Raw genomic sequence first — 19,091 nt, 5'->3', positions numbered from 1 at the left:
GCGTAGAACTAAAGCTTTCAAGTTCGGAACAGGAGGAACTATACCAATGATTCATTATATTGTATTAATTACATTAATTTACCGAACTTGATTCAAGTATATACATAAGTTGGTAAAGGAGCAAGATCCATATAAGGCAATAATCAATCTACGGATCCATTTCTGTAGAGGATGACAAATATATGTACAGTGGGGGATTGAACATGGCTACCTATTTCCAACTGGTTTTGATTGTATTAGTAATAGTATCTTCCATCGCGCTTTATCATTTCATGTCCTCTTTGCTTGATCGAACACGAAAAATGGAAGGGGATATGGATAGATACCGTAGCTATAAACTACTGAATCAACAAGCCCCCTCGTTTACTTTGCCGGATGCCGAAAATCTAATGTTTGATCTAAGAAGCTCAATTGAAAATAATGGAGTGTTGCTCATTTTTATCGATTCACATTGCCCCTACTGCATGCCTTCATTAGAGAAATTCATGTTTATCAGCCAAGAAAAGGCGTCTTTCATAAACTGCGCAGTCATAATCAAAGAATCTGGAATCAGTTATTACAGGGATTTGTATAACAATGCTCAAGGAATCCGGTTGCTTCAAGCTGATGAAACGTTGTTCAAGCAATATGAAATTCATGAATACCCATACTTTATATATGTGAATTTCAGACAACAGATTGTTTATGCCTCCCCTGATTCAGAGGGTGCGATCCGATTCATCTTGAACGAAGCCGATACGATGCAGTCTTCCGTGCCGCTTATTCATCCCTAGAGCCATCGTGTCCGGTATAGGAAGATGGTTTGAGCTAAACACCTTAACATTGGGGCGCAGGAATAGTATGGTATAAGCGCAAGAGAGATCAATCGGAGGGGATTCGGCTTATGGAACACGATTCAAAGTTTGGGAACATTATCTCATCGGAGGAAGAAATCCGCACGCTGCTTGGAAATCCAAGCGAATTGGTCAAGCGCAAGGTCATCGCCAGGCTTGATGACAATTGCATTCGCTTCCTGTCACTATCGCCGCTGTTGTTCCTCGCGACATCCGACGGGACGGGACATTGCGATGTATCGCCACGGGGAGATGCTCCCGGCTTCGTGCGTGTGCTCGATGATCGCAGCTTCATTATCCCGGAGCGTCCGGGAAACCGCCGTATCGATTCGCTGCGCAACATACTGGCAAACGGCCATGCCGGAGCCATCTTCATCATTCCCGGGCTGGAGGAAACGCTGCGCGTGAACGGGAAGGCCTGCATCGTCAAGGATCGCGCGCTGCTCGAGCCGATGGAGGCGAACGGAAAAATTCCCGTTCTCGGTATCGGCATCACAGTGGAAGAATGCTTCATCCACTGCGCCAAGGCGTTCAAGCGCTCCGCATTGTGGCAGCCGGCTTCTTGGCCAGCGGAGGAAGAGCTGCCGTCCGCAGCGCAGATGCTGGCCGCCCACGCCAAGGGCAATGCGGAAGACATCGCTCGCAGCCTGCAGGAAAGCTATACGAAGCGACTGTACTAGCCGAGCCGGCTGCGTCCACAATCGGCACCACAGCTCAAAAAAAACGCCCCGTCATGGTATTATCCATGCGGGGCGCTTCTCCATGCATTACCTCAAACATCCAGTTATGACGATTCTACGCCGCTTAACGTTACACTCAATTGCTTCAATGTCTCGTCCCACTCTAACGTGCACGGCAGCGCATCGCGGAAGAGCTGCAGCGGCACCATCAATCTCCCTCCAGAAACGATCATTGGGGTGGACAGATTCACGGTTTGTCCATCCACTTGTATGTTCGATTCGTTATGTCGGATGGGTATGATAACCGTTCGGTCGTCCAACTTAATATGAACACTTTTATCGCTTATCGAGAAAGGGATATCGAAAACGTTCAGCGTATCTATGAGCGGAAGCAGCACTTGCCCCTCATGGCGTACTGGCTTCGATGGAAGCTGAACCGATTCATTGTTGAGCAATATTGTAATACTCAGCTGCTGTGGAGCGGGCTTTTTAGTTGCAGCCTTGGACTTGGCGCCAGACTTGGCCTGTGACTTCGCTTTGTTCGCTGATTTGCTCTTGCTCGATTTTGACTTCGTATTTGAGCCTGAGGATGCTTTGTTCGCGCCTTTTGACGAACTGCTCCCCTTTGCACTGCTAGACTTGCCGTTGTGGTAGTGGTATTCTCCGTATTCGAGCCCCCACTTCTCGCAATTGGTGCGGCAGTAATGTCCCCCATTTTTGTCGGTTCTTCCCGGGTGTGCATCAACAGCGGGAGCGAATGCCGATGTGCCCATGACGACAGCCACGCCGGAGACGAGCCATGTTTTCAACCATTGCTTCATTTTCGGTTCCTCCTTGGTCTATACACGTTGGTTCCTATGTATTATAGTTAAAATATTCCTGCAAGTATAGGGCATCTCTCACTGATTTAAGGGGGATTTTCAAAAAATGCAATTGAATGTTGCGATCAATGCGAGGTGCAGTATGGAAAAAACGATTCTGCGCACGGCCAAAGATGTGGCAGTCTCCGCCGTGAAAGCCGCAGGCGATATAATAAAGCAGCGGTTCGATTCCTATCATCAATGTGAAGAAAAGGGAGCCTTCGGAGATGTGGTAACCGAAGTCGATCATCTTGCCGAACAGGTCATTGTGGAGGCCATCGGACATGCGTTCCCTGAACACCGCATCCGTAGCGAGGAAGCCGGGCAGTTAGGGAAGGACAGCGACTGGCTGTGGCTCGTGGATCCGCTTGACGGCACGAACAATTATGTAATCGGTCTGCCGGTATTTGCGGTGTCGGTTACTTTGCTCTATATGAAACAACCTCTTCTAGGCGTTATCTATGAACCTATGACTGACCGCTTATACGTCTCTATTAAAGACGAAGGATTCTATTGCAACGGGATCCAGATGCAGATGAAGAAGAAGCCACAGCTGCAACCGCAGCGGTCGACCTTGGGCTGGATTCAGGGGCATCCCGTTCAGCATGATGAGCGGGCCGTTCGATTGCGTCAGCATTTGGACTTGAAATGCAAGCGTATGCTAAGAGTATGGGCCCCGACTCTAGTTTGGTGCATGCTCGCTAAGGGTGATGCAGAGGCAATCGTGCTCTACAATTCAGAAGGTGAGGATTTATATTCGGGTGTGCTTATGGTGCAAGAAGCAGGCGGGCATGTGATGGATTTTCAAGGCAGGCCGTTTCAAGGCATGTGTGATGAGCCGTATTTGATTGCATGCCACCCCGACTATAAAGATGAGTGGCTGCTGCTCGTTCAGCAAGGTCTGTAGGCACGGCACAATCAACATTGCAACACAGCGGAACAGGACAACTCATTTGCAAACGAATAATCAGGAACTAGGAAAGTCGGACGCTTTGTGAGACAATAGTAAAAAGTGGAATCGGTTATGAAGAGATATCGCTGCAAGGCTGATGAATGAAGAATTAGTGCATCGCTCTTGAAGTGAGAAGGGTAATGCGAAGGAGATTATGCGTAACATGACACACATGAACGAAAGACTATTGAAGCAAATCGAATTCATTAAAGAGATAGATAAGCTGAAATCTATTTTCCGCAAGTCATATCTGCTTGATCGCAGCCGGTATGAGAATGATGCCGAGCACACTTGGCATTTGACAGTCATGGCCATCCTGCTTCAAGAGTATGCGAATGAACGGAATTTGAATCTGCTGCGCGTTCTTAAAATGCTCATCATTCACGACATCGTCGAGATCGACGCAGGGGATACGTTCGCCTATGACGCGAAAGGGAACGAGGATAAGTTCGAACGGGAATCGCAAGCGGCCAAGCGCATCTTCGGACTGCTGCCGGAAGACCAGCAGCATGAGATGAATCAGCTCTGGCTGGAATACGAGCAGCGGCAGACGCCGGAGGCCCAGTTCGCATCGGCCTTGGATCGGCTGCAGCCTTTGCTTCACAATTATGTGACGGAAGGGAAGTCGTGGCAGGAGAACGGCATTACGAGCGATAAGGTGCTGGCCCGCATCCGCGGCATCCGGGAAGGTTCTGCAGAGCTCGGCAAGCTGGCGGAAACGCTCGTGCGCAGCGCCGTGGAGAAGGGCTATCTTGCTAAGTAGATGAACGAAAGCAAGATCGCTTTCCAGCCGATCGCGATACGTCTGCCAATTTCTTATCTACTCTCTACCACTCATTCGAAAATTGCATTTTTTGACTGGGGTAAGGCAGAGAGGGGACGGCGAACTGTATTTGTGCATTTGTTTTTGCGTAATACTGCCTTTTTCGGCGTTTGAACTGCAAATGTGCAGCTCAAAGCGAGGGAATATTGCATTTTAAGCGATTGTGAGAAAATGAACTGCACAATTCAGACTGTTGAAAAAAGCCGTGTTTTCCGGTGCATTAACGCATTAGTATGATACAATATCAGTAATTAATCTGATGAGAGGCGTGTGGTGATCTTGTTGAATAGCAAGCAGTCCGAAAACAAAGCTCATAATGAAATGGAACTTATTTGCATGGATTTATTGGTACCTCAAGATCACCTGCTACGCCTTATCGACAAACATGTGGATTTCTCTTTTATCAGGGAGAAAGTTCGGCCTTACTATAGCGAAACCAAGGGACGACCGGCCTTAGACCCCGTTGTATTATTTAAAATGATGCTCATCGGATATTTGTACGGCATACGCTCTGAACGTCAATTGGAGCAAGAAATCATTCCGAATGCTGCTTATCGCTGGTTCCTTGGCCTGCGTTTCTCCGATCGCGTCCCCGATCACTCGACGATCAGTTGGAACCGGAATAATCGGTTTAAAGATACGAATCTCTTTCAAGAGATTTTTGATGAAATGGTACATCTAGCGATCAACCATAAGATGGTGGATGGTCGTCTCTTGGTGACCGATTCGACTCATATTCGAGCCAACGCTAACAATAATCGCTACACGATGCAGGTTCTCGAAGAGACCCCTCATGACTATCTAAAAGAATTAGAGAAGGCCATCAACGAGGATCGAGAGAGCCACGGAAAAAAGCCCCTTCCTCCCCGGAAGCCTTCCGGGGAGGAAAAACCACGTAAAGTAAGTCAAACCGATCCCGAGTGCGGACTGATGAAACGAAGCGGTAAACCGGAGGCATTCTGTTATCTCGACCATCGCACCGTCGACCATAAATATAACATTATCACCGATGTCCATGTGACACCTGGCCATGTTAATGACGCTGCCGTCTACGTGGAACGCCTCAAACGACAAATCCAAACCTTTGCATTTCAATCAACGCTGGAAGCCGTGGCGCTGGATTCGGGGTACATGACGCCTTACATATGCGATCAGACGCTAAAGCTAGAGATCGCTGCGGCTATCGCGGAACGCAATGCTCCAACGCCCCCTGACATTTTTCCGAAGAAACAGTTTATCTACCATGCAGAAGAAAATGGCTACCTGTGTCCCGCAGGAAAAATGCTAATGTATACGACTACCAATCGACAAGGGTATCGGGAATACACGTCAAATGCCGAGGAGTGTGCAAACTGCCCCTTGCTCAATCAGTGTACGAAATCGGCCAACCACCAACGTAAGATCGAACGACATATATGGGAAGAGAGTAAAGAGAAGGTCGCTCAGTACCGGAAAACCCATTCCGGAGAGGCGGCCTATAAGTTGCGTCCTCAAACGATAGAACGAAGCTTTGCAGATGCAAAAGAGCTTCATGGATATCGTCGCTGCAAGTTCCGCGGGAGAGCTAAAACGCAGGAACAAGCTTTCATGACCGCAATAGCCCAGAATGTAAAAAAGATTGCCAGGTACCTGGCCCAAAAGGTCGGAGGTGGGCAGAAGCAAAAGACTCCACCTGTTCTTTTAACCAAATTAAGGAACTTATCGAAACCTTTAGCTCTAAATTCTGCCGCTTAAACCGATTTTTCAACAGTCTGACAATTGCAGTCGTGCGTCACGAAAGATGCGAAAAAAGTAATTTTAACTGCATTATCTTCAAAGCCCCTTAATTAAACTGGAGTCTTCCCCCTCAAATAAATTAAACTATTTGTAAAGGGGATGATCTGGAATGGGGAAAAGATTGAATGAGGAAACACGATTAAAAATAGTTCGTGAGGCGTTAGCTGGCATTAAAGTTGGGGTATTATCCCGCATGTACAACATACACCCTGAAACGATTCGGGGGTGGATTAGAGAGCATCGTGACGACATTGGACCGGATGAAATTCCAACGACGGATGAGCATTTACAGGAACTTCAACGACTCCAGGAAGTTGAAGTGAATTATGAAAAAGCCGTTAAGATTATCGGCGAAAAAGAGCTGGAGATTGAGATTCTGCGAGAGTTGCTAAAAAAAAAGAACCCCGCTTATCCGAAAAATATGAAATAGCAGACCAGTTTATTAAGCGGGGAGAAGCAGCAGCAAGGGTTCTGCGAATCATAGGGCTTTCAGAATCAACGTATTACGACCGGAGAAAGCGATCGGCCAACTCCGAAGAACGCGCCGCAAGCGGACAGAGAGGTCGTCCTCAGCCCGGATTTTCTCGTACGAAAACGGGGGAGAAAGTAAGTGACGGACAGATCAAAGAATGGCTACTAGAGCTCGTTGAAGGAGAAGAGCATGTGTACGGTTACAGACTCCTTGCCCAATGTCTCCGTAACGAACGTGAGCTCGTACTAGACAAAAAGAAATCGTATCGACTTTGTAAAGAACTAGGTATTCTCCAAAAACAGCGTGAGAGGAAATCCAAGCATCCACGTAGATTGCCGAAGAATCGAGTGGTGACAGGATCAAACCAATTGTGGCAGATGGACATTAAATACGGTTATGTCACAGGACGCGGGCGTTTCTTTTTCGTTCTCAGCATTATTGACGTATTTGATCGTGTTATCGTCGAACAATACAGAGGGCCGAAATGCGAGGCCAAGCATGCCGTACAAACATTATGTCGTGCATTGGAAAAACGAATAAAGGCAGATGAAGCGCTCCCTACGATTCGTACGGATAACGGGCCACAGTTTGTCAGTGCGCTTTTTGGTGATACGTGTGATAGCCTCGGGATGGTTCATGAGCGCATCCCGCCACGAACTCCCAATATGAATGCGTACATAGAGTCATTTCATAGTCTGCTGGAACGCGACCTATTCAGCAAAGTTGACTTCATGACCTTTGAGGAGGCCTATGAAGCGCTTGATCGCTACATGGATTTCTATAATAACCGTAAAATGCATGGGAGCTTAAAACGGATGCCTCCAGCGAAATTCTCCGAATGGGTAATGACGCTGGAGGATCAATCCATGTTTCATAAAGCTATGTAATTGCTCGGCATTCCGAGCAATCCTACGAGAGAAGGCTTTTTGGGGGATCAGACTCCGGATTTAAGGGGCCTAGCCGTTATTGCAGTTGGAGTTGCCCTCTTTCATCCAATAGTTACCCGCTTTTACATCAACCGCCTGACTTCACGTTGGGACAATGAATGTTGGATTTGGGCGCGGCAGGATTTGACGCAGCTGCAATTGGACCGGTTCGCATTCATGGTCGGCAATTCGTTCCAGCATTTTCTGACGAATGAGGACCAGGACCGCCTGCTGCGGTCGATTCACAATGTGCTGGAGCATGACGGCGTGTTCATTTGATACGCGATTTCCGGCTGCCGAGGAGCTGTTGCAACCGTCGATAGAGGAATACTGGAGAACCCTCGATATTTCGGCGCGGCGGCGGTGCGACGTATATACGAGCATGGAGTATGATCAAGCCGCTCAGGTACAGTACTATACGACGATCCGGCGGTTTCGGGAAGGTGAACAGACTGTGGACGAACGCCGGACGTCTATTGAATTGCGGTATACCTATCCGCAGGAACTGCAGCGGACGTTAGAGGCGAACGCCTTTCGGCTGCTGCATCGTTACGAAGGCTGGACCGAGTCGCCGCTCCTGCGTGAGTGCGGAACGATGGTTATCGTGTGCCAGAAAGCGTGATATAAACGGTGCGGTGTTTCGTCAAGTTGTTCACGCTTGGCTATGAACTTTATTTCGACGAGAGGAGGAGTGTCGTGGCATACATAAAAGGATTAAACCATTTGTGCTTCTCCGTCTCTGACTTGGATGCCTCCATCGCCTTTTACCGCGACATTCTGGAAGGGCGGCTTCTTGCAGTCGGCAGGAAGCTGGCATATTTCGATTGTCAGGGACTATGGGTTGCGCTTAATCAAGAGGATGTCGATCGCTCTAATCGGGACGTGACTTATACCCACATCGCGTTCAGCATAGATGAAGGGGACTATGACGCCGTCATGCAGAAGCTCCTGGATTATGGGGTGACCGTGATGGAGGGAAGGGAACGGGCGCAAGAAGATAAACAGTCTATTTATTTTTTGGATCCGGATCGGCATTGCTTCGAATTTCATACGGGAAGCCTGGAGGATCGTCTGCAATATTACCGTTCATCTAAGCCGCATATTCAATTTTTCGACGAGGCAGAGAGACTTGACTGACTTTGTGCGCTTTCGTTTTTTGCTATGCAAAAAGTGCGAACTGGAACATATATGAAGATGTCTAAGGAGTTCGGTTATGGAACAGGTTAAAGACAATGTTAGATAGGGGGTAACAGGAGATATGTTAATACGCAAGCTGAATGTGGAAGATGTGACGCAATTGGCCGGGCTTTACGCGGAGCTGGATGATCGCCCCACTAATGTGGAGAAGATGGCGGCGCGGCTGGCTCGGTTGAACGATGATCCGGATTATTTATTTTTGGGCACGGCGGACGAGAATGGCAAGCTGCTCGGTTCGGTCATGGGTATCATCTGCGAAGATTTGACGGGGGATTGCCAGCCTTTTATGGTAGTTGAAAATGTAATTGTCGCGGCGGAGGCACATGGCCAAGGCATCGGGATGAAGCTGATGAATCGGTTGGAAGAGTTCGCCCGTGAGCGGGACTGCCATGTCATGATGCTGATGTCTAATGTAAAACGCGAGGGCGCGCACCGGTTCTATGAGCGTCTGGGTTTCAGCAGGGAAGTTGGGTACGGGTTTGTGAAAGATTTGTAACGGAGGTTGCGGGATGAAGATCAGGCCGATCCGACCGGATGATGTCACGGTTGCTTCATGATGGGCAGGAAGCCGTAAAAGAAGATGATTCTATTTTACGACACCAGTAACGGCCAAACTCCGAACATTCCGGCTGCCGGATTGTTCGGAGTTTGTTGTCGTAACGTTGTGAAAGAACAGCCGGGTTCATACTGCAGCTAGCGACATCACTTGACGCCAATCAGGGGCAGAAGCGTTGTCATGGATTCAGCACCCAGCGATTAAACCTTGCTGTCTGGCCCGCCAGGGTCCAGCCGCTCTTGTCATAATAACCATTGAAGCTGGAATCAAGCGGACAAGTCACATCTACTGGAATCGGGAAAGCCGTGTGCAGCATGCGGTTCAGCAGGCGTTGTCCGCGGTAATTCTCTGCTACGGCGAATTGATAGAGAGAGATGCGTTCGCTCTCTTTTTTGGGATAGAAGCGCAGCGCGCCGGCAATTCGATGATGCTCAACAGCTACCAGTATTTGATTCCGCTTCGCAGCAGCACGCGCTCCGTCCGGACAAAAAAACTCCTCGTTCGGAATCCCGTTGTGTCCCCGAGTGATGTAGGCCTCGAAAAACGCTACGATTGCGGGAGCTTCGGCTGGGTGTGCCAATCGTATTTCCATGATGTCTCCTTCCTGCTCATCTATTTGCCGACAAGCACAAACACGTTATTGTCAGGCGCCTCCATGACCGCGACATGGCCCGATTCAGTCGCAAAGGGCTCCCGTATCCACTGGATATCGGCTCTGTCGGCTAACGCTTTGTATACGTCACGCACGTCCTCTACGTACAATTCAATATCGGTTACATTGAGATCCGGATTGTTCTGCAGCACGAGCTCAGAGCTCTTCTCCTCCGGGAATTTCAACCCGACTAGGGTCCATGTTTTGCCGTCTCCGATGTTTCGTTCGATGCGCCAATTCTCCGTCAACCCAAGCGTTGTATAGAATTCTACGGATGCCTCCATGTTTTGGGTATACAGTGCTACACATTCCAGTCTTTTAAGCATATTAATTCCTCCTAAAGTGATTTTCAAGTCTATATATACTGTATCATCTATATACGTCAATATTTGTCGTAGATAGTGGATAAGCTGTATAATAGATTACAAAAACCTGACGGATTATTGCACGGGAAATAAAAGAGGGACAAAGGATGCAGAAATCAAAAAGACTGATTGAATTAATGATGCTAATCAACCAAAAGCAGCATTTCACGGCGCGTGAACTAGCTGAAGAATGCGGCGTTTCGCTGCGCACGATCCAAAGGGACCTGAGCGATCTGGAGGAATTGGGTGTGCCGTTATATACGGAATTCGGTCCCAAAGGCGGATATCGGCTGCTGAAGGAGAAGCTTCTGCCTCCGCTTACATTTACGGAGAATGAGGCGATAGCGATGTTTTTTGCTTATCAATCGCTGCAGAACTATACGTCCGTTCCGTTCGGGAAAGAGGCGACCTCAGCGTTAACCAAGTTCTATAACGTACTGCCTCCGAACACGAAGCAGAAGATTGATGAATTGAAGCATCGCATTCTGTTCTGGGTTCCGATGAGAGAGCAGGACGTTCCTTTTTTACAGCTTATATTGGAGGCTGCCGTGGAACGGAAGGTTACCACGATTCGCTATGATTCGGTGAAGGGGGAGGGAGATAGAGACATTTTGCCGATTGGCTTATATTCGCACAACGGATATTGGTACTGTCCCGCCTATTGCTTCAATAAACAGGCTTATCGGCTATTCCGCGCGGACTATATTCGCTCGATTATGCTGCGGGAGCAGCTGGAGCCAGCGATGAAGGAGAAAATCGGCAATTCGATGACGCTCGAGGAATGGTTCCTGCCGCCCGCGCCTCAGCATACCGTGCCGCTGCGCGTTGAATTAACCCGATTGGGAGTAAGGAAGTGTCAGGCCGATCCTTGGCTGGATAAAGCCATTACATTGCGTGAAGACGGATCAGGCTTTATTGACAGCAAAATAGAAAAGCGGGAGATCGCATATTACGCAGAGTTGATGTTTGGATTGGGTACGGACGCTTTCGTGGAGGAGCCTTCGGAGATGGCCGATCTAATCGTTGATAAGCTGGAGCGGCTTCAAAGTCGCTATCAATTATAGAATAACCGTGGGACGAACAAGAGAAGGATATGGTTGTAAAACGGGTCGAATGAATCGACGAGACCACTACAAAAACAGGAAGGAAGATCGTTTATGGACTTGAAAAAACTGCGTTACTTTATCGCAGTGGCGGAAGAACTACATTTCAACCGTGCTGCGAAAAAACTGAATATAACCCAACCTCCCTTGAGCCAACAAATCCAAAGTCTTGAGGAAGAACTCGGCGTGAAGCTTTTGGAGCGAACCAAGAGACAGGTTCAACTTACGTCAGCAGGAACGATATTTTTGGAGGAGTCCAGAAACATTGTTTCTCAATTGGAGCGATCTATTAAGGTGACACAACTTGCAAGTCAAGGGAAAATTGGACATTTATCGATCGCATTTGTAGATTCGGCAGTTGGCGGAATGATGGTCAACGTATTAAAGGGATTTCGGGAGCGTTTTCCCGATGTGCAGCTTACTCTATCTGAAATGACATCCGCCCAACAACTGAAAGCTTTACACGATGGAAAAATTCATGTTGGCTTCCTTCGTTCGGTAGATCCGTCAAAACATATCACCTCTCGACTCTACACCAAGGAATCACTCGTTGCCGTATTACCCGAAATGCATCCGCTAGCCATACATCCAACCCTGTCTCTACATTCCTTGGCGGACGAACCTTTTATCTTGTTTCCGCATCATATGGGGGCTTCTTTTCACGACCTCATTATAGACTTTTGCAGGCAGCATGGATTTCAGCCCCACATCGTGCAGGAAGCTGTTCAAATGTATACCATTGTTAATCTGGTAGCTGCCGGTATAGGCATTTCAATTGTGCCCTCTTCGGTTTCTGTGTTCCAACGCAGTGATGTCGTATTCCGATCTTTTAACCAAGATACACCGTCAGTCCCTCTCTATGCAGCTTGGAAAACAGATATAAGCGAAACTGTTCTGACTAATTTTCTAGAAGTGGTGGAGGAAACAGCCAATCGTCAGACTCAGACAAGCAAACTTGTGTAAACCTTATCATCTTAACCGGTTTTACTTGGATCAAACTCAACAACGCCATTTAAAATGCTATTTATTTGCCTCATGACCTCACTATCCAGACAGACACCTGCAGCTTTTACGTTTTCCTTTACCTGCTCGGGCTTCGAGGCGCCAATAATTGCTGAGGACACTTGCGGGTTTTGCAGAACCCACGCTATCGCAAGCTGTGGCAGCGTCAAACCGGATTCCTGTGCGATCGGACGGATTCTCTCTACTGCCTGAAGGACTTCTTTACGCAACCACTGTCCGGCCAACGTTCGAAAAATGGTGAACCAGCTGTCGTAGAAGCGCGGGAGCCCTTCGGTATCGGCTTGTCTGGTGCATATTTACCGGAAAGAATGCCCTGCGCCAGTGGTGACCAGACAACCTGCCCAATTCCTTCACGCTCACAAGCGGGAATAACTTCGGCTTCAATAACACGCCACAGCATGGAATATTGGGGTTGGCTTGCCACGAAGGGAACTCTCAGTTCCCTTGCCAAAGCCGCTCCAAGCTTTATCTGTTCTGCTGTCCACTCGCTTACCCCTACATACAGAACTTTTCCCTGCCGCACCAAATCGGAAAATGCCAAAAATGTTTCTTCAAGCGATACGGTCGAATCAAACCTGTGTGCATAATAGACATCGATATAATCCGTTTGCAATCTTCGAAGCGAAGCATGGCAGGCTTCCATGATATGTTTGCGGGATAGCCCTTTATCGTTATGTCCGGTACCCGTTGGATGAAAGACCTTCGTGCACAACTCAATACTTTCACGACGTATCCCCTTTAAAGACTCGCCTAAAATAGATTCCGCTCTCGTCTCCGAATACACATCAGCTGTATCGAAAGTAGTAATCCCGGAGTCTAGTGCAGCATTTACGCAAGCTTGCGCTGTGGTGTCGTCCACTTGTGCACCGTGTGTTATCCAGTTTCCCAATGCCATTTCGCTTACCAACAAGCCGCTTTTGCCAAGTTTCCGATATTTCATTCTTAATTCCTCCTTTCAAGATAAGTCTGATTATAACAAGTGTTTTTTAATATTAGAAATATATAATACACTCATTATTAATTTGAAATATGTATTAATTCTGACCACAGCGAGCGGTATAATGGCGATGTAGCAAAATTAGCGATTGGGATGATGTTTTTCTGAAGGAAGGGGAGAATGGAGCAAAGGGGGAGTTGAAGCAGCTCAACTGGTCAATTATACTAAGTAAAATAAGATTGCGAGATAGAGTGGCGAAAAAGCAGAAAGCGCATTCAAAGTTTTTGTGAAAAAGTGAGGATCGACGTTGTAACTCAAATATAGGCATCCGTGTAATAGGAAACGTACATCTGATGCAGTGCATCATCGACAATGGGGGCGGCAGGGTGAAACGTGAAGACGGCATCATAATCGATGTGGGCAATAAGGAGAAGAACATCGTCATTGGCATTGAAGGCGGCGGTACAAAGACACGCGCAATGGCGGCGCGGCTAAATGGCAGCATCATTGGCTATGCGGAGACTGGCTGCAGCAACCCGAACAAAGACGAACGCGCGCGAGAGAATGTGAGAGAAGTTATGGAGAAGGTGCTGGAAGCAGCGGGAGCGCGGCCGGATGAGGTTGTCGGCTTATGTGCGGGATTGTCTGGCCTGGAGTCGGAACAGGATTTGACGTGGGCTGCCGAATTCACGGATGTTCCGGGAATATCCTGCCCGAAGCGGCATGTCAACGATTCCACTGTCGCCCATGCGGGAGCGTTCATAGGAGAGCCGGGAATAATCGCGATATCCGGAACCGGATCCGTCGTATTCGGGATCAATGAATACGGCCGGCTGCTGCGCAATCAGGATTATAACCACTATGCCGGGGCGGCGCGCCATTTGTCGTATGAGTGCGTGCATCGCATCATTGCAGGCTGTGCGGAGCGAGGTGACGGGAGCCTGTTAGAAGAGGTGCTTGCTTTCTGGGGAGTAAGCAGCGTTGGGCAGCTGCACGAGCTGGGAGCCGGTGGATTCGCGAAGAGCGTGCATGAACAGATGCGCTTGTTCGGGCAGATGGCTCCGATGGTGACGCGTGCGGCGGCCGAAGGCAGTCCATTGGCCGCTGGCGTATGCATGCAGCTTGTGCAAGCTCTTGATCTGGGAGTCCGTCTTATCGGAGCTGGATTCGAAGCCGACAATGTGCAGGTCGCCTTTATGGGCAGCGTCATTCGCGACCCGTTCGTGAGCCATTTGCTGACAGAGTTATTGCAAAGAAATGGGGGCGGGGCCAAACGTTACCGCATTATCGAGCCCCGGCTCTCTCCGCCAGCGGGCGCTGTGTTGCTGGCGCTGCGGGAATGCGGAGCGCCTGCCGATGAACAGGTTTTGGCACGTCTCGCGATGGAGTAAGCAAGGTATACATTACATAACGATCGAATCGACATGAATTGCATGAAGGAGCTGCAGCAGCATGACCATGCACATTAAACAAGAACTGAAGAAGATCTATAACGAACACGCCCATGATCGCAATGCTTCTTCGAAGCAGGATTGGAAGATTCAGAGCCGGGCCCGATTTCTCGAACAGTTGGAGGTGAATCATACCCGCACTCTTTTGGACATTGGAGCGGGTACCGGACAGGATAGCTTGTATTTCATGGACCACGGCCTCGATGTGACGGCCATTGACCTGTCGGAAGAACATGTGTCATATTGCAGCAAGCGCGGAATCCGGGCCCTTGTCATGGACTTATATCAATTGGATTTTCCGGATAACAGCTTTGGCAGCCTGTATTCGTTGAACTGTCTGCTCCATGTGCCCAAGGCCGACCTGAATGCGGTGCTTATGGAGCTCAAGCGTGTGCTTGCGCCGAACGGCCTGTTCTACTTAGGTGTGTATGGCGGTTACGAATTCGAGGGCATCAACGAACGCGACAACTTTATAGAGAAGCGTTTCTTTTCGTTTCATCGGTTTGAAGCCTATCAGAAACTGCTGCTAGAACATTTCGAAGTGATCGAGGGTGAGCGGATCGTCATAGAAAAGGAATTTGAGCATCATTCGTTTCTTCTGCGGAAGAAGATGGACTGAAGCACACCATTTGCATTGGCGTGAATGGAGGAGGGCGACATGGTCAAGCAATTTCTTCCTTTGTTGGAGCAAAATTATCGTTTTAGTGTAAGGGGATTGAAGTTGCTCGGAGGCTACTACAATCACGTCTATGAGACGGCGGACGGGGCGTATGTCGTCAAGTTCTTCCGCTTCGAACGTGACGATCCGCGCCGTGTTCTATCCGAGTTGCATTGGATGAGGCACTTGCGTGAACACGGCGTGCCGGTTGCCTCCCCCATTGCCGCGAGGAATGGGGACTGGACAGCTCGGCTTAATGAGGAATACTTACGGAGAAGTTGGAGGGAAAAGCGATCGATCCCAAGGACGAATCGGTCTGGAACGATAGCTTTTTCCATCGTTGGGGCGCGACGATGGGCCGGATTCACGCTGCGGGGAAGGATTATCAGTCTTTGCAGGACAAGGAATTGCCTGACTGGTCCGATGAGGCGAGCACATCCCTTTCTTCTTATGGTACCGTCAACTGTACTCGTATCTGTATCATCATATACACAAGCCCCCTCATCAGCGGACAGAACGGGAAACCGTAATTTTTAATCTGATTCGGGAACGGATTATACATGAGGTGCCGGTGGTCCGGCTTCTCTGATAGGACGCAAGAAGCATGAACGTAATAACATAATATAAAAGGGCAATTTCTTGATTTTCTTAACTGTAACGGAAGAAAGCAAAAAGGAGTGATGGCTGGTGATGATGAACTCCAGAGATTGGATGGATGAGGCTTTTGCCAACTATGAAAAGCAAGGCGGCCTGAAGGATCTTCCCGGTAAGGGCAAGCCCCTCGATGTATCAAGCGGCGATGCGTTGAGCGGGGTGCTGAAAGAAGCGAACTATTTGCCGGCTTGGCTGGAGCTGCAGCATACGATCCGGAATCAAATCCGGGCGCTTGTTCAGCAGATGGATCAAGGCAAGCAAGAGATCGGAGAAGAACAGTTCGAGCAAATCAACCGTATTATCCGGAAATACAATCAATTGGTGCCTAACTCTCTGCTGCAAAAAGGATTTGTTAGCAAAGCACATATCAAGGAGCAATTGGCGAAATGGGAATAGTTGAACGACTACCGCTTTTTTGGCGGTAGTTTTTTGGTCACTGGTAGTTGAAATAGTGCGCCTGCTCGAAGTTAGGGGACTCAACTGGCAGAAAAAAAGGAATTGACACCCAACTTGATAATAGAGGGGCCTGTAGTCTTAAATGACACTGAGCCCCTCATTTTCCCAAAACACATCCTCTAGCGTTCCCAAGCTTGATGAGATACAGATAAGCCGGTGGCGCTTGCGTTAACAGGATAATAATAGATAGTCCAAAACGTGTCTGGAAACGGAATCCGGAGCTCAACAAGATTATCAACGCATATTGTGTGCCCAAAAGGCGCTAATTTTGCAATCAGGCATCGTCTCTTTCATTCTGTTGTTTGACGAATACAATCTCGCTGACGGTCGGTTCCAAGGGCAGTTGAAGGCTCTGAATGCCTCCCTCCTCATTCCGCGCGAATGTCACATCCATGGCTCCATCTTCGGTGCGGAACTTAGTCTGATCAAGCGGGATCAATCCCGACATAATTGTACGATATTCCATCGACAGTTCCTGCTCCAATCGGTGAATGGTTATGCCGCCATAGGCAGGATGATAGTAATGACCTGTGTAATCGTCGAATGGGAAACGCGGATCATAACTGGGCTTGGGCTCTGCAGGTTCTGAAGGATCGTTCATGTCGTCTATCATTTTTCTCAATTTCGCTTCCTCCTGCTTAAATCTTCCCATCCAATCAATAGGCTCCTTGGCCAGTAATTGATCATAAAGCGTATACGCGAGGCAATCCGGCAAATAGGAACTATCCCGGTTAGCCAGTATAACGATCCCGATCTCATCTGCGGGCATAAACGATACATGAGCGGTAAAGCCATTGTTTTTTCCGCCATGGTGGACAAGCTTATGCCCGCGGTAAATGTCAATTATCCATCCAAGCCCATAGGCGGAATAGGGCATCTCCGGAAAATGAAGAAGATGACCCGGTCCTATAACAGTCTGCGGACGCTGCATTTCCTGCATCAGTTCCTCTGACAAAAGTCGATGGCCTTGCGACTCTCCTTGATTAAGCTGCATAGAAACCCAAGCTGCCAAATCCGACACGCATGCATTGATGTCTCCCGCAGCTCCTGCCCGGTCTTCCGTAAACGGAATTTCCGCAACACCCGCCTTCGTAATATCATAAGGCAATGAAAAGTTGTCTCCTGCCGTTGTATGCGTAACAGAAAAATTGCTGTTTTTCATGCCAAGCGGCGCAAAAATTTTGCTCTCCACCCATTGTTCCCAAGGCGTTCCTGTTATGGACCCGATCAAACAGCCCGCAATAAAAAACATGACGTTGGAATATTGCCATTCTTGACGAAACGGCAGACTAGGTTCCAAATAGCGAAGCTGGTCGAGCAATTCCCTGTCTGTCAACACGGGCTTATAAAACAAAAATTGGTGGTTAGGCATCCCCGAACGGTGGCAAGCAATGTCCCGGAATGTAAGAAGCTCTGTCGCAACCGCGTCGTGCATGCGGAAATCCGGCCAATACTGCTTCACCGGCGCATCCCACTCAAGCCCTCCTTCTTGCACAAGCAGCGCCAACACCATTGCGGTAAACGATTTGGTTGAAGAGCCGATCCCAAATACCGTTTCCGTGTTAACCGGCAACTGCCGGGCAACATCCCTCAAGCCGAATCCGGAACGAAACAATACATCCTGCTTGTGTACAACGGCGACGGCAAGTCCGGGGACTTCGAATTCCCGCATCGCTTCTTCAATGCGGGCCGTGATTCCAGACATTCGTTCTAAGTAAACCGATTTCTCCATGTTAATCACTCCATTTCATAGTTTACAAACCGAACGACCGGTCTGTTTATGTGTGAAAAAAATTTATTGTTTTTCTTTTTTTGCGATACCGTGTAAAAAAACGGAAATCGCCGTATGATGCAACGCGCGAAGCTCATTGAGCGCCAACTCGTAGCGTGCCGCGCCCAGACCGGCAACGAGTGCGAATAAAATATAAGTGATTTGTCTTCCGTCACATTCCTCGAATTCCCCGTTGGCGATTCCTTCCTGGATGACGTTTTGGAACACATCGCGCTGTTTGTTCGTGGCGGCTACGATCTGTTCTATAATAACGGGATCTGCTGTTTGGCTGCCGCTAAATTCTTCCGCCGCTTGAATAAGCGGATTTTGAAAATCATCTACACTATGATCGGCCAAACCACGCAATTTTTCCGCTGCTGTTGCGTATCGATGTTCTTTGTTGGCCCAATTCTCAATCCATTCATCCACCTGCTCTTCAATTAAATACAGAAACAAGCCTTCTTTGCTTTTAAAATGATGATATAAGTTGCCCTTGCTGCTTCCGGATGCGGCGATAATATCTTCGATGGATGTTGCCAAATAGCCTTTCTGCGAAAATAATTCCTTTGAAACCGCCGCTATCCGTTTCTTGGTCTCCGATGTTCTTCGCTGACTCCCTTTCATCTCGATAAGCTGACTCCTTTTTCATCTATTCGAACAAACAGAACGTTCGGTCTAATTAGAAGATAGCATCTTTTTCTAATTAACGCAAATCGTTTTGCGTTAAAACTTTTCCATATTCAAAGGAAGTTCTCATCCAAAATGTTGTTTTCAAAATAAGTTAAACATGATTGTTATCGCGATTTTTACAAGCAACAAATAATAAACAAAAAAATAATGTATTAATCAACATAAAACAATATAAAACAATAAATTTTCATTGCGATCTAGGTATGAAGGTGGTAGTATTTATTCAACAACAGGTTTTATGACTTCTTACATAGGA

At 48.1% G+C, this 19,091-nt stretch carries 21 protein-coding genes and 3 pseudogenes; 18 read left to right on the top strand and 6 right to left on the bottom strand.

What is annotated here, in order from left to right; all coding sequences use genetic code 11:
• Window positions 1-203 precede the first annotated feature (203 nt).
• Complete coding sequence (locus tag JSQ80_RS01440) at window positions 204-773, top strand: thioredoxin domain-containing protein (RefSeq protein ID WP_206094062.1); 570 nt, start codon at window positions 204-206, stop codon at window positions 771-773.
• Between the two features lie 110 nt (window positions 774-883).
• Window positions 884-1,513, top strand: a complete 630-nt coding sequence (locus JSQ80_RS01435; RefSeq protein ID WP_087433567.1) for an MSMEG_1061 family FMN-dependent PPOX-type flavoprotein — start codon at window positions 884-886, stop codon at window positions 1,511-1,513.
• 104 nt (window positions 1,514-1,617) lie between these two features.
• Here JSQ80_RS01435 and JSQ80_RS01430 read toward each other — a convergent pair whose 3' ends face one another.
• Entirely contained in the window at window positions 1,618-2,334 is a 717-nt protein-coding gene (locus JSQ80_RS01430) for a copper amine oxidase N-terminal domain-containing protein (RefSeq protein ID WP_206094061.1), read from the bottom strand.
• A 142-nt stretch (window positions 2,335-2,476) separates the two neighbouring features.
• On the opposite strand from JSQ80_RS01430, the gene JSQ80_RS01425 reads away from it, so the two are divergent.
• The 9 genes and pseudogenes from JSQ80_RS01425 to JSQ80_RS01385 all read left to right on the top strand — a co-directional run bounded on the left by JSQ80_RS01425 (window position 2,477) and on the right by JSQ80_RS01385 (window position 9,015).
• Window positions 2,477-3,280, top strand: coding sequence for an inositol monophosphatase family protein (locus JSQ80_RS01425; protein ID WP_087433769.1), 804 nt, complete (start codon window positions 2,477-2,479; stop codon window positions 3,278-3,280).
• Window positions 3,281-3,488: 208 nt separating this feature from the next.
• Window positions 3,489-4,088 (top strand): HD domain-containing protein, encoded by a 600-nt coding sequence (locus JSQ80_RS01420; RefSeq protein WP_206094060.1) that lies wholly within the window; start codon window positions 3,489-3,491, stop codon window positions 4,086-4,088.
• 339 nt (window positions 4,089-4,427) lie between these two features.
• Window positions 4,428-5,789, top strand: a pseudogene (locus JSQ80_RS01415) (IS1182 family transposase); the annotation flags it as partial.
• A 244-nt stretch (window positions 5,790-6,033) separates the two neighbouring features.
• Window positions 6,034-6,354 (top strand): helix-turn-helix domain-containing protein, encoded by a 321-nt coding sequence (locus JSQ80_RS01410; RefSeq protein WP_206094059.1) that lies wholly within the window; start codon window positions 6,034-6,036, stop codon window positions 6,352-6,354.
• Window positions 6,351-7,283 carry an IS3 family transposase gene (locus JSQ80_RS01405; protein WP_206097434.1) on the top strand — a complete coding sequence of 311 codons (933 nt, stop codon included), beginning with the start codon at window positions 6,351-6,353 and terminating at the stop codon, window positions 7,281-7,283. Before JSQ80_RS01410 ends, JSQ80_RS01405 begins: the two co-directional genes overlap by 4 nt.
• A gap of 39 nt (window positions 7,284-7,322) precedes the next feature.
• The gene (locus tag JSQ80_RS01400; RefSeq protein ID WP_206094058.1) at window positions 7,323-7,601 is read left to right on the top strand and encodes a hypothetical protein; all 279 of its coding nucleotides are present in this window, start codon (window positions 7,323-7,325) and stop codon (window positions 7,599-7,601) included.
• On the top strand, window positions 7,582-7,944 hold the full coding sequence (locus tag JSQ80_RS01395) for a hypothetical protein (protein ID WP_206094057.1): 363 nt from the start codon (window positions 7,582-7,584) through the stop codon (window positions 7,942-7,944). The genes JSQ80_RS01400 and JSQ80_RS01395 overlap by 20 nt, the downstream gene beginning before the upstream one ends.
• A gap of 83 nt (window positions 7,945-8,027) precedes the next feature.
• Entirely contained in the window at window positions 8,028-8,459 is a 432-nt protein-coding gene (fosB, locus tag JSQ80_RS01390) for a metallothiol transferase FosB (RefSeq protein WP_418888886.1), read from the top strand.
• Between the two features lie 121 nt (window positions 8,460-8,580).
• Entirely contained in the window at window positions 8,581-9,015 is a 435-nt protein-coding gene (locus tag JSQ80_RS01385; RefSeq protein ID WP_087433571.1) for a GNAT family N-acetyltransferase, read from the top strand.
• A gap of 238 nt (window positions 9,016-9,253) precedes the next feature.
• On the opposite strand, the gene JSQ80_RS01380 is transcribed toward JSQ80_RS01385, so the two are convergent.
• Both JSQ80_RS01380 and JSQ80_RS01375 read right to left on the bottom strand, forming a co-directional pair.
• On the bottom strand, window positions 9,254-9,667 hold the full coding sequence (locus JSQ80_RS01380; protein WP_087433572.1) for a GNAT family N-acetyltransferase: 414 nt from the start codon (window positions 9,665-9,667) through the stop codon (window positions 9,254-9,256).
• A 20-nt stretch (window positions 9,668-9,687) separates the two neighbouring features.
• Window positions 9,688-10,053: a VOC family protein gene (locus tag JSQ80_RS01375; RefSeq protein ID WP_206094055.1), complete on the bottom strand. Its 366-nt coding sequence runs from the start codon at window positions 10,051-10,053 to the stop codon at window positions 9,688-9,690.
• 146 nt (window positions 10,054-10,199) lie between these two features.
• Here JSQ80_RS01375 and JSQ80_RS01370 point away from each other — a divergent pair, with 146 nt between their 5' ends.
• The gene (locus JSQ80_RS01370; protein ID WP_206094054.1) at window positions 10,200-11,156 is read left to right on the top strand and encodes a helix-turn-helix transcriptional regulator; all 957 of its coding nucleotides are present in this window, start codon (window positions 10,200-10,202) and stop codon (window positions 11,154-11,156) included.
• 93 nt (window positions 11,157-11,249) lie between these two features.
• Window positions 11,250-12,158: a LysR substrate-binding domain-containing protein gene (locus JSQ80_RS01365; RefSeq protein ID WP_206094053.1), complete on the top strand. Its 909-nt coding sequence runs from the start codon at window positions 11,250-11,252 to the stop codon at window positions 12,156-12,158.
• Window positions 12,159-12,169: 11 nt separating this feature from the next.
• Here the strand turns inward: JSQ80_RS01365 and JSQ80_RS01360 are convergent.
• A pseudogene (locus JSQ80_RS01360) lies at window positions 12,170-13,158 on the bottom strand (aldo/keto reductase family protein).
• Between the two features lie 383 nt (window positions 13,159-13,541).
• On the opposite strand from JSQ80_RS01360, the gene JSQ80_RS01355 reads away from it, so the two are divergent.
• The 5 genes and pseudogenes from JSQ80_RS01355 to JSQ80_RS01340 all read left to right on the top strand — a co-directional run bounded on the left by JSQ80_RS01355 (window position 13,542) and on the right by JSQ80_RS01340 (window position 16,314).
• Entirely contained in the window at window positions 13,542-14,546 is a 1,005-nt protein-coding gene (locus JSQ80_RS01355; RefSeq protein ID WP_206094052.1) for a BadF/BadG/BcrA/BcrD ATPase family protein, read from the top strand.
• Window positions 14,547-14,607: 61 nt separating this feature from the next.
• Complete coding sequence (locus tag JSQ80_RS01350; protein ID WP_206094051.1) at window positions 14,608-15,225, top strand: class I SAM-dependent methyltransferase; 618 nt, start codon at window positions 14,608-14,610, stop codon at window positions 15,223-15,225.
• Window positions 15,226-15,249: 24 nt separating this feature from the next.
• A pseudogene (locus JSQ80_RS29900) lies at window positions 15,250-15,486 on the top strand (phosphotransferase); the annotation flags it as partial.
• Window positions 15,487-15,542: 56 nt separating this feature from the next.
• Window positions 15,543-15,794 carry a hypothetical protein gene (locus JSQ80_RS28845; RefSeq protein WP_240463446.1) on the top strand — a complete coding sequence of 84 codons (252 nt, stop codon included), beginning with the start codon at window positions 15,543-15,545 and terminating at the stop codon, window positions 15,792-15,794.
• Between the two features lie 160 nt (window positions 15,795-15,954).
• On the top strand, window positions 15,955-16,314 hold the full coding sequence (locus tag JSQ80_RS01340; RefSeq protein WP_087433581.1) for a DnaJ family domain-containing protein: 360 nt from the start codon (window positions 15,955-15,957) through the stop codon (window positions 16,312-16,314).
• Between the two features lie 334 nt (window positions 16,315-16,648).
• On the opposite strand, the gene JSQ80_RS01335 is transcribed toward JSQ80_RS01340, so the two are convergent.
• Complete coding sequence (locus tag JSQ80_RS01335; protein WP_206094049.1) at window positions 16,649-18,106, bottom strand: serine hydrolase; 1,458 nt, start codon at window positions 18,104-18,106, stop codon at window positions 16,649-16,651.
• A gap of 63 nt (window positions 18,107-18,169) precedes the next feature.
• A complete protein-coding gene (locus JSQ80_RS01330) occupies window positions 18,170-18,769 on the bottom strand; it encodes a TetR/AcrR family transcriptional regulator (protein WP_087433583.1) in 600 nt (199 codons plus the stop codon).
• Window positions 18,770-19,091: the final 322 nt, after the last annotated feature.

Origin of the sequence: Paenibacillus apiarius (assembly GCF_017052585.1) — a bacterium.
Classification (GTDB): Bacteria; Bacillota; Bacilli; order Paenibacillales; family Paenibacillaceae; genus Paenibacillus_B; species Paenibacillus_B apiarius.
This window is presented reverse-complemented; position numbering and strand designations above follow the sequence as displayed.

Excerpts from the sequence above, each read along its gene's own strand:
- JSQ80_RS01410 (WP_206094059.1), top strand. The coding sequence starts at position 6,034 with ATGGGGAAAAGATTGAATGAGGAAACACGATTAAAAATAGTTCGTGAG.
- JSQ80_RS01335 (WP_206094049.1), bottom strand. The coding sequence starts at position 18,106 with ATGGAGAAATCGGTTTACTTAGAACGAATGTCTGGAATCACGGCCCGC.
- JSQ80_RS01385 (WP_087433571.1), top strand. The coding sequence starts at position 8,581 with ATGTTAATACGCAAGCTGAATGTGGAAGATGTGACGCAATTGGCCGGG.
- JSQ80_RS01370 (WP_206094054.1), top strand. The coding sequence starts at position 10,200 with ATGCAGAAATCAAAAAGACTGATTGAATTAATGATGCTAATCAACCAA.
- JSQ80_RS01340 (WP_087433581.1), top strand. The coding sequence starts at position 15,955 with ATGATGAACTCCAGAGATTGGATGGATGAGGCTTTTGCCAACTATGAA.
- JSQ80_RS01420 (WP_206094060.1), top strand. The coding sequence starts at position 3,489 with ATGACACACATGAACGAAAGACTATTGAAGCAAATCGAATTCATTAAA.
- JSQ80_RS01350 (WP_206094051.1), top strand. The coding sequence starts at position 14,608 with ATGACCATGCACATTAAACAAGAACTGAAGAAGATCTATAACGAACAC.
- JSQ80_RS01380 (WP_087433572.1), bottom strand. The coding sequence starts at position 9,667 with ATGGAAATACGATTGGCACACCCAGCCGAAGCTCCCGCAATCGTAGCG.
- JSQ80_RS01365 (WP_206094053.1), top strand. The coding sequence starts at position 11,250 with ATGGACTTGAAAAAACTGCGTTACTTTATCGCAGTGGCGGAAGAACTA.
- JSQ80_RS01395 (WP_206094057.1), top strand. The coding sequence starts at position 7,582 with ATGACGGCGTGTTCATTTGATACGCGATTTCCGGCTGCCGAGGAGCTG.
- JSQ80_RS01425 (WP_087433769.1), top strand. The coding sequence starts at position 2,477 with ATGGAAAAAACGATTCTGCGCACGGCCAAAGATGTGGCAGTCTCCGCC.
- JSQ80_RS01330 (WP_087433583.1), bottom strand. The coding sequence starts at position 18,769 with ATGAAAGGGAGTCAGCGAAGAACATCGGAGACCAAGAAACGGATAGCG.
- JSQ80_RS01435 (WP_087433567.1), top strand. The coding sequence starts at position 884 with ATGGAACACGATTCAAAGTTTGGGAACATTATCTCATCGGAGGAAGAA.
- JSQ80_RS01430 (WP_206094061.1), bottom strand. The coding sequence starts at position 2,334 with ATGAAGCAATGGTTGAAAACATGGCTCGTCTCCGGCGTGGCTGTCGTC.
- JSQ80_RS01440 (WP_206094062.1), top strand. The coding sequence starts at position 204 with ATGGCTACCTATTTCCAACTGGTTTTGATTGTATTAGTAATAGTATCT.
- JSQ80_RS01375 (WP_206094055.1), bottom strand. The coding sequence starts at position 10,053 with ATGCTTAAAAGACTGGAATGTGTAGCACTGTATACCCAAAACATGGAG.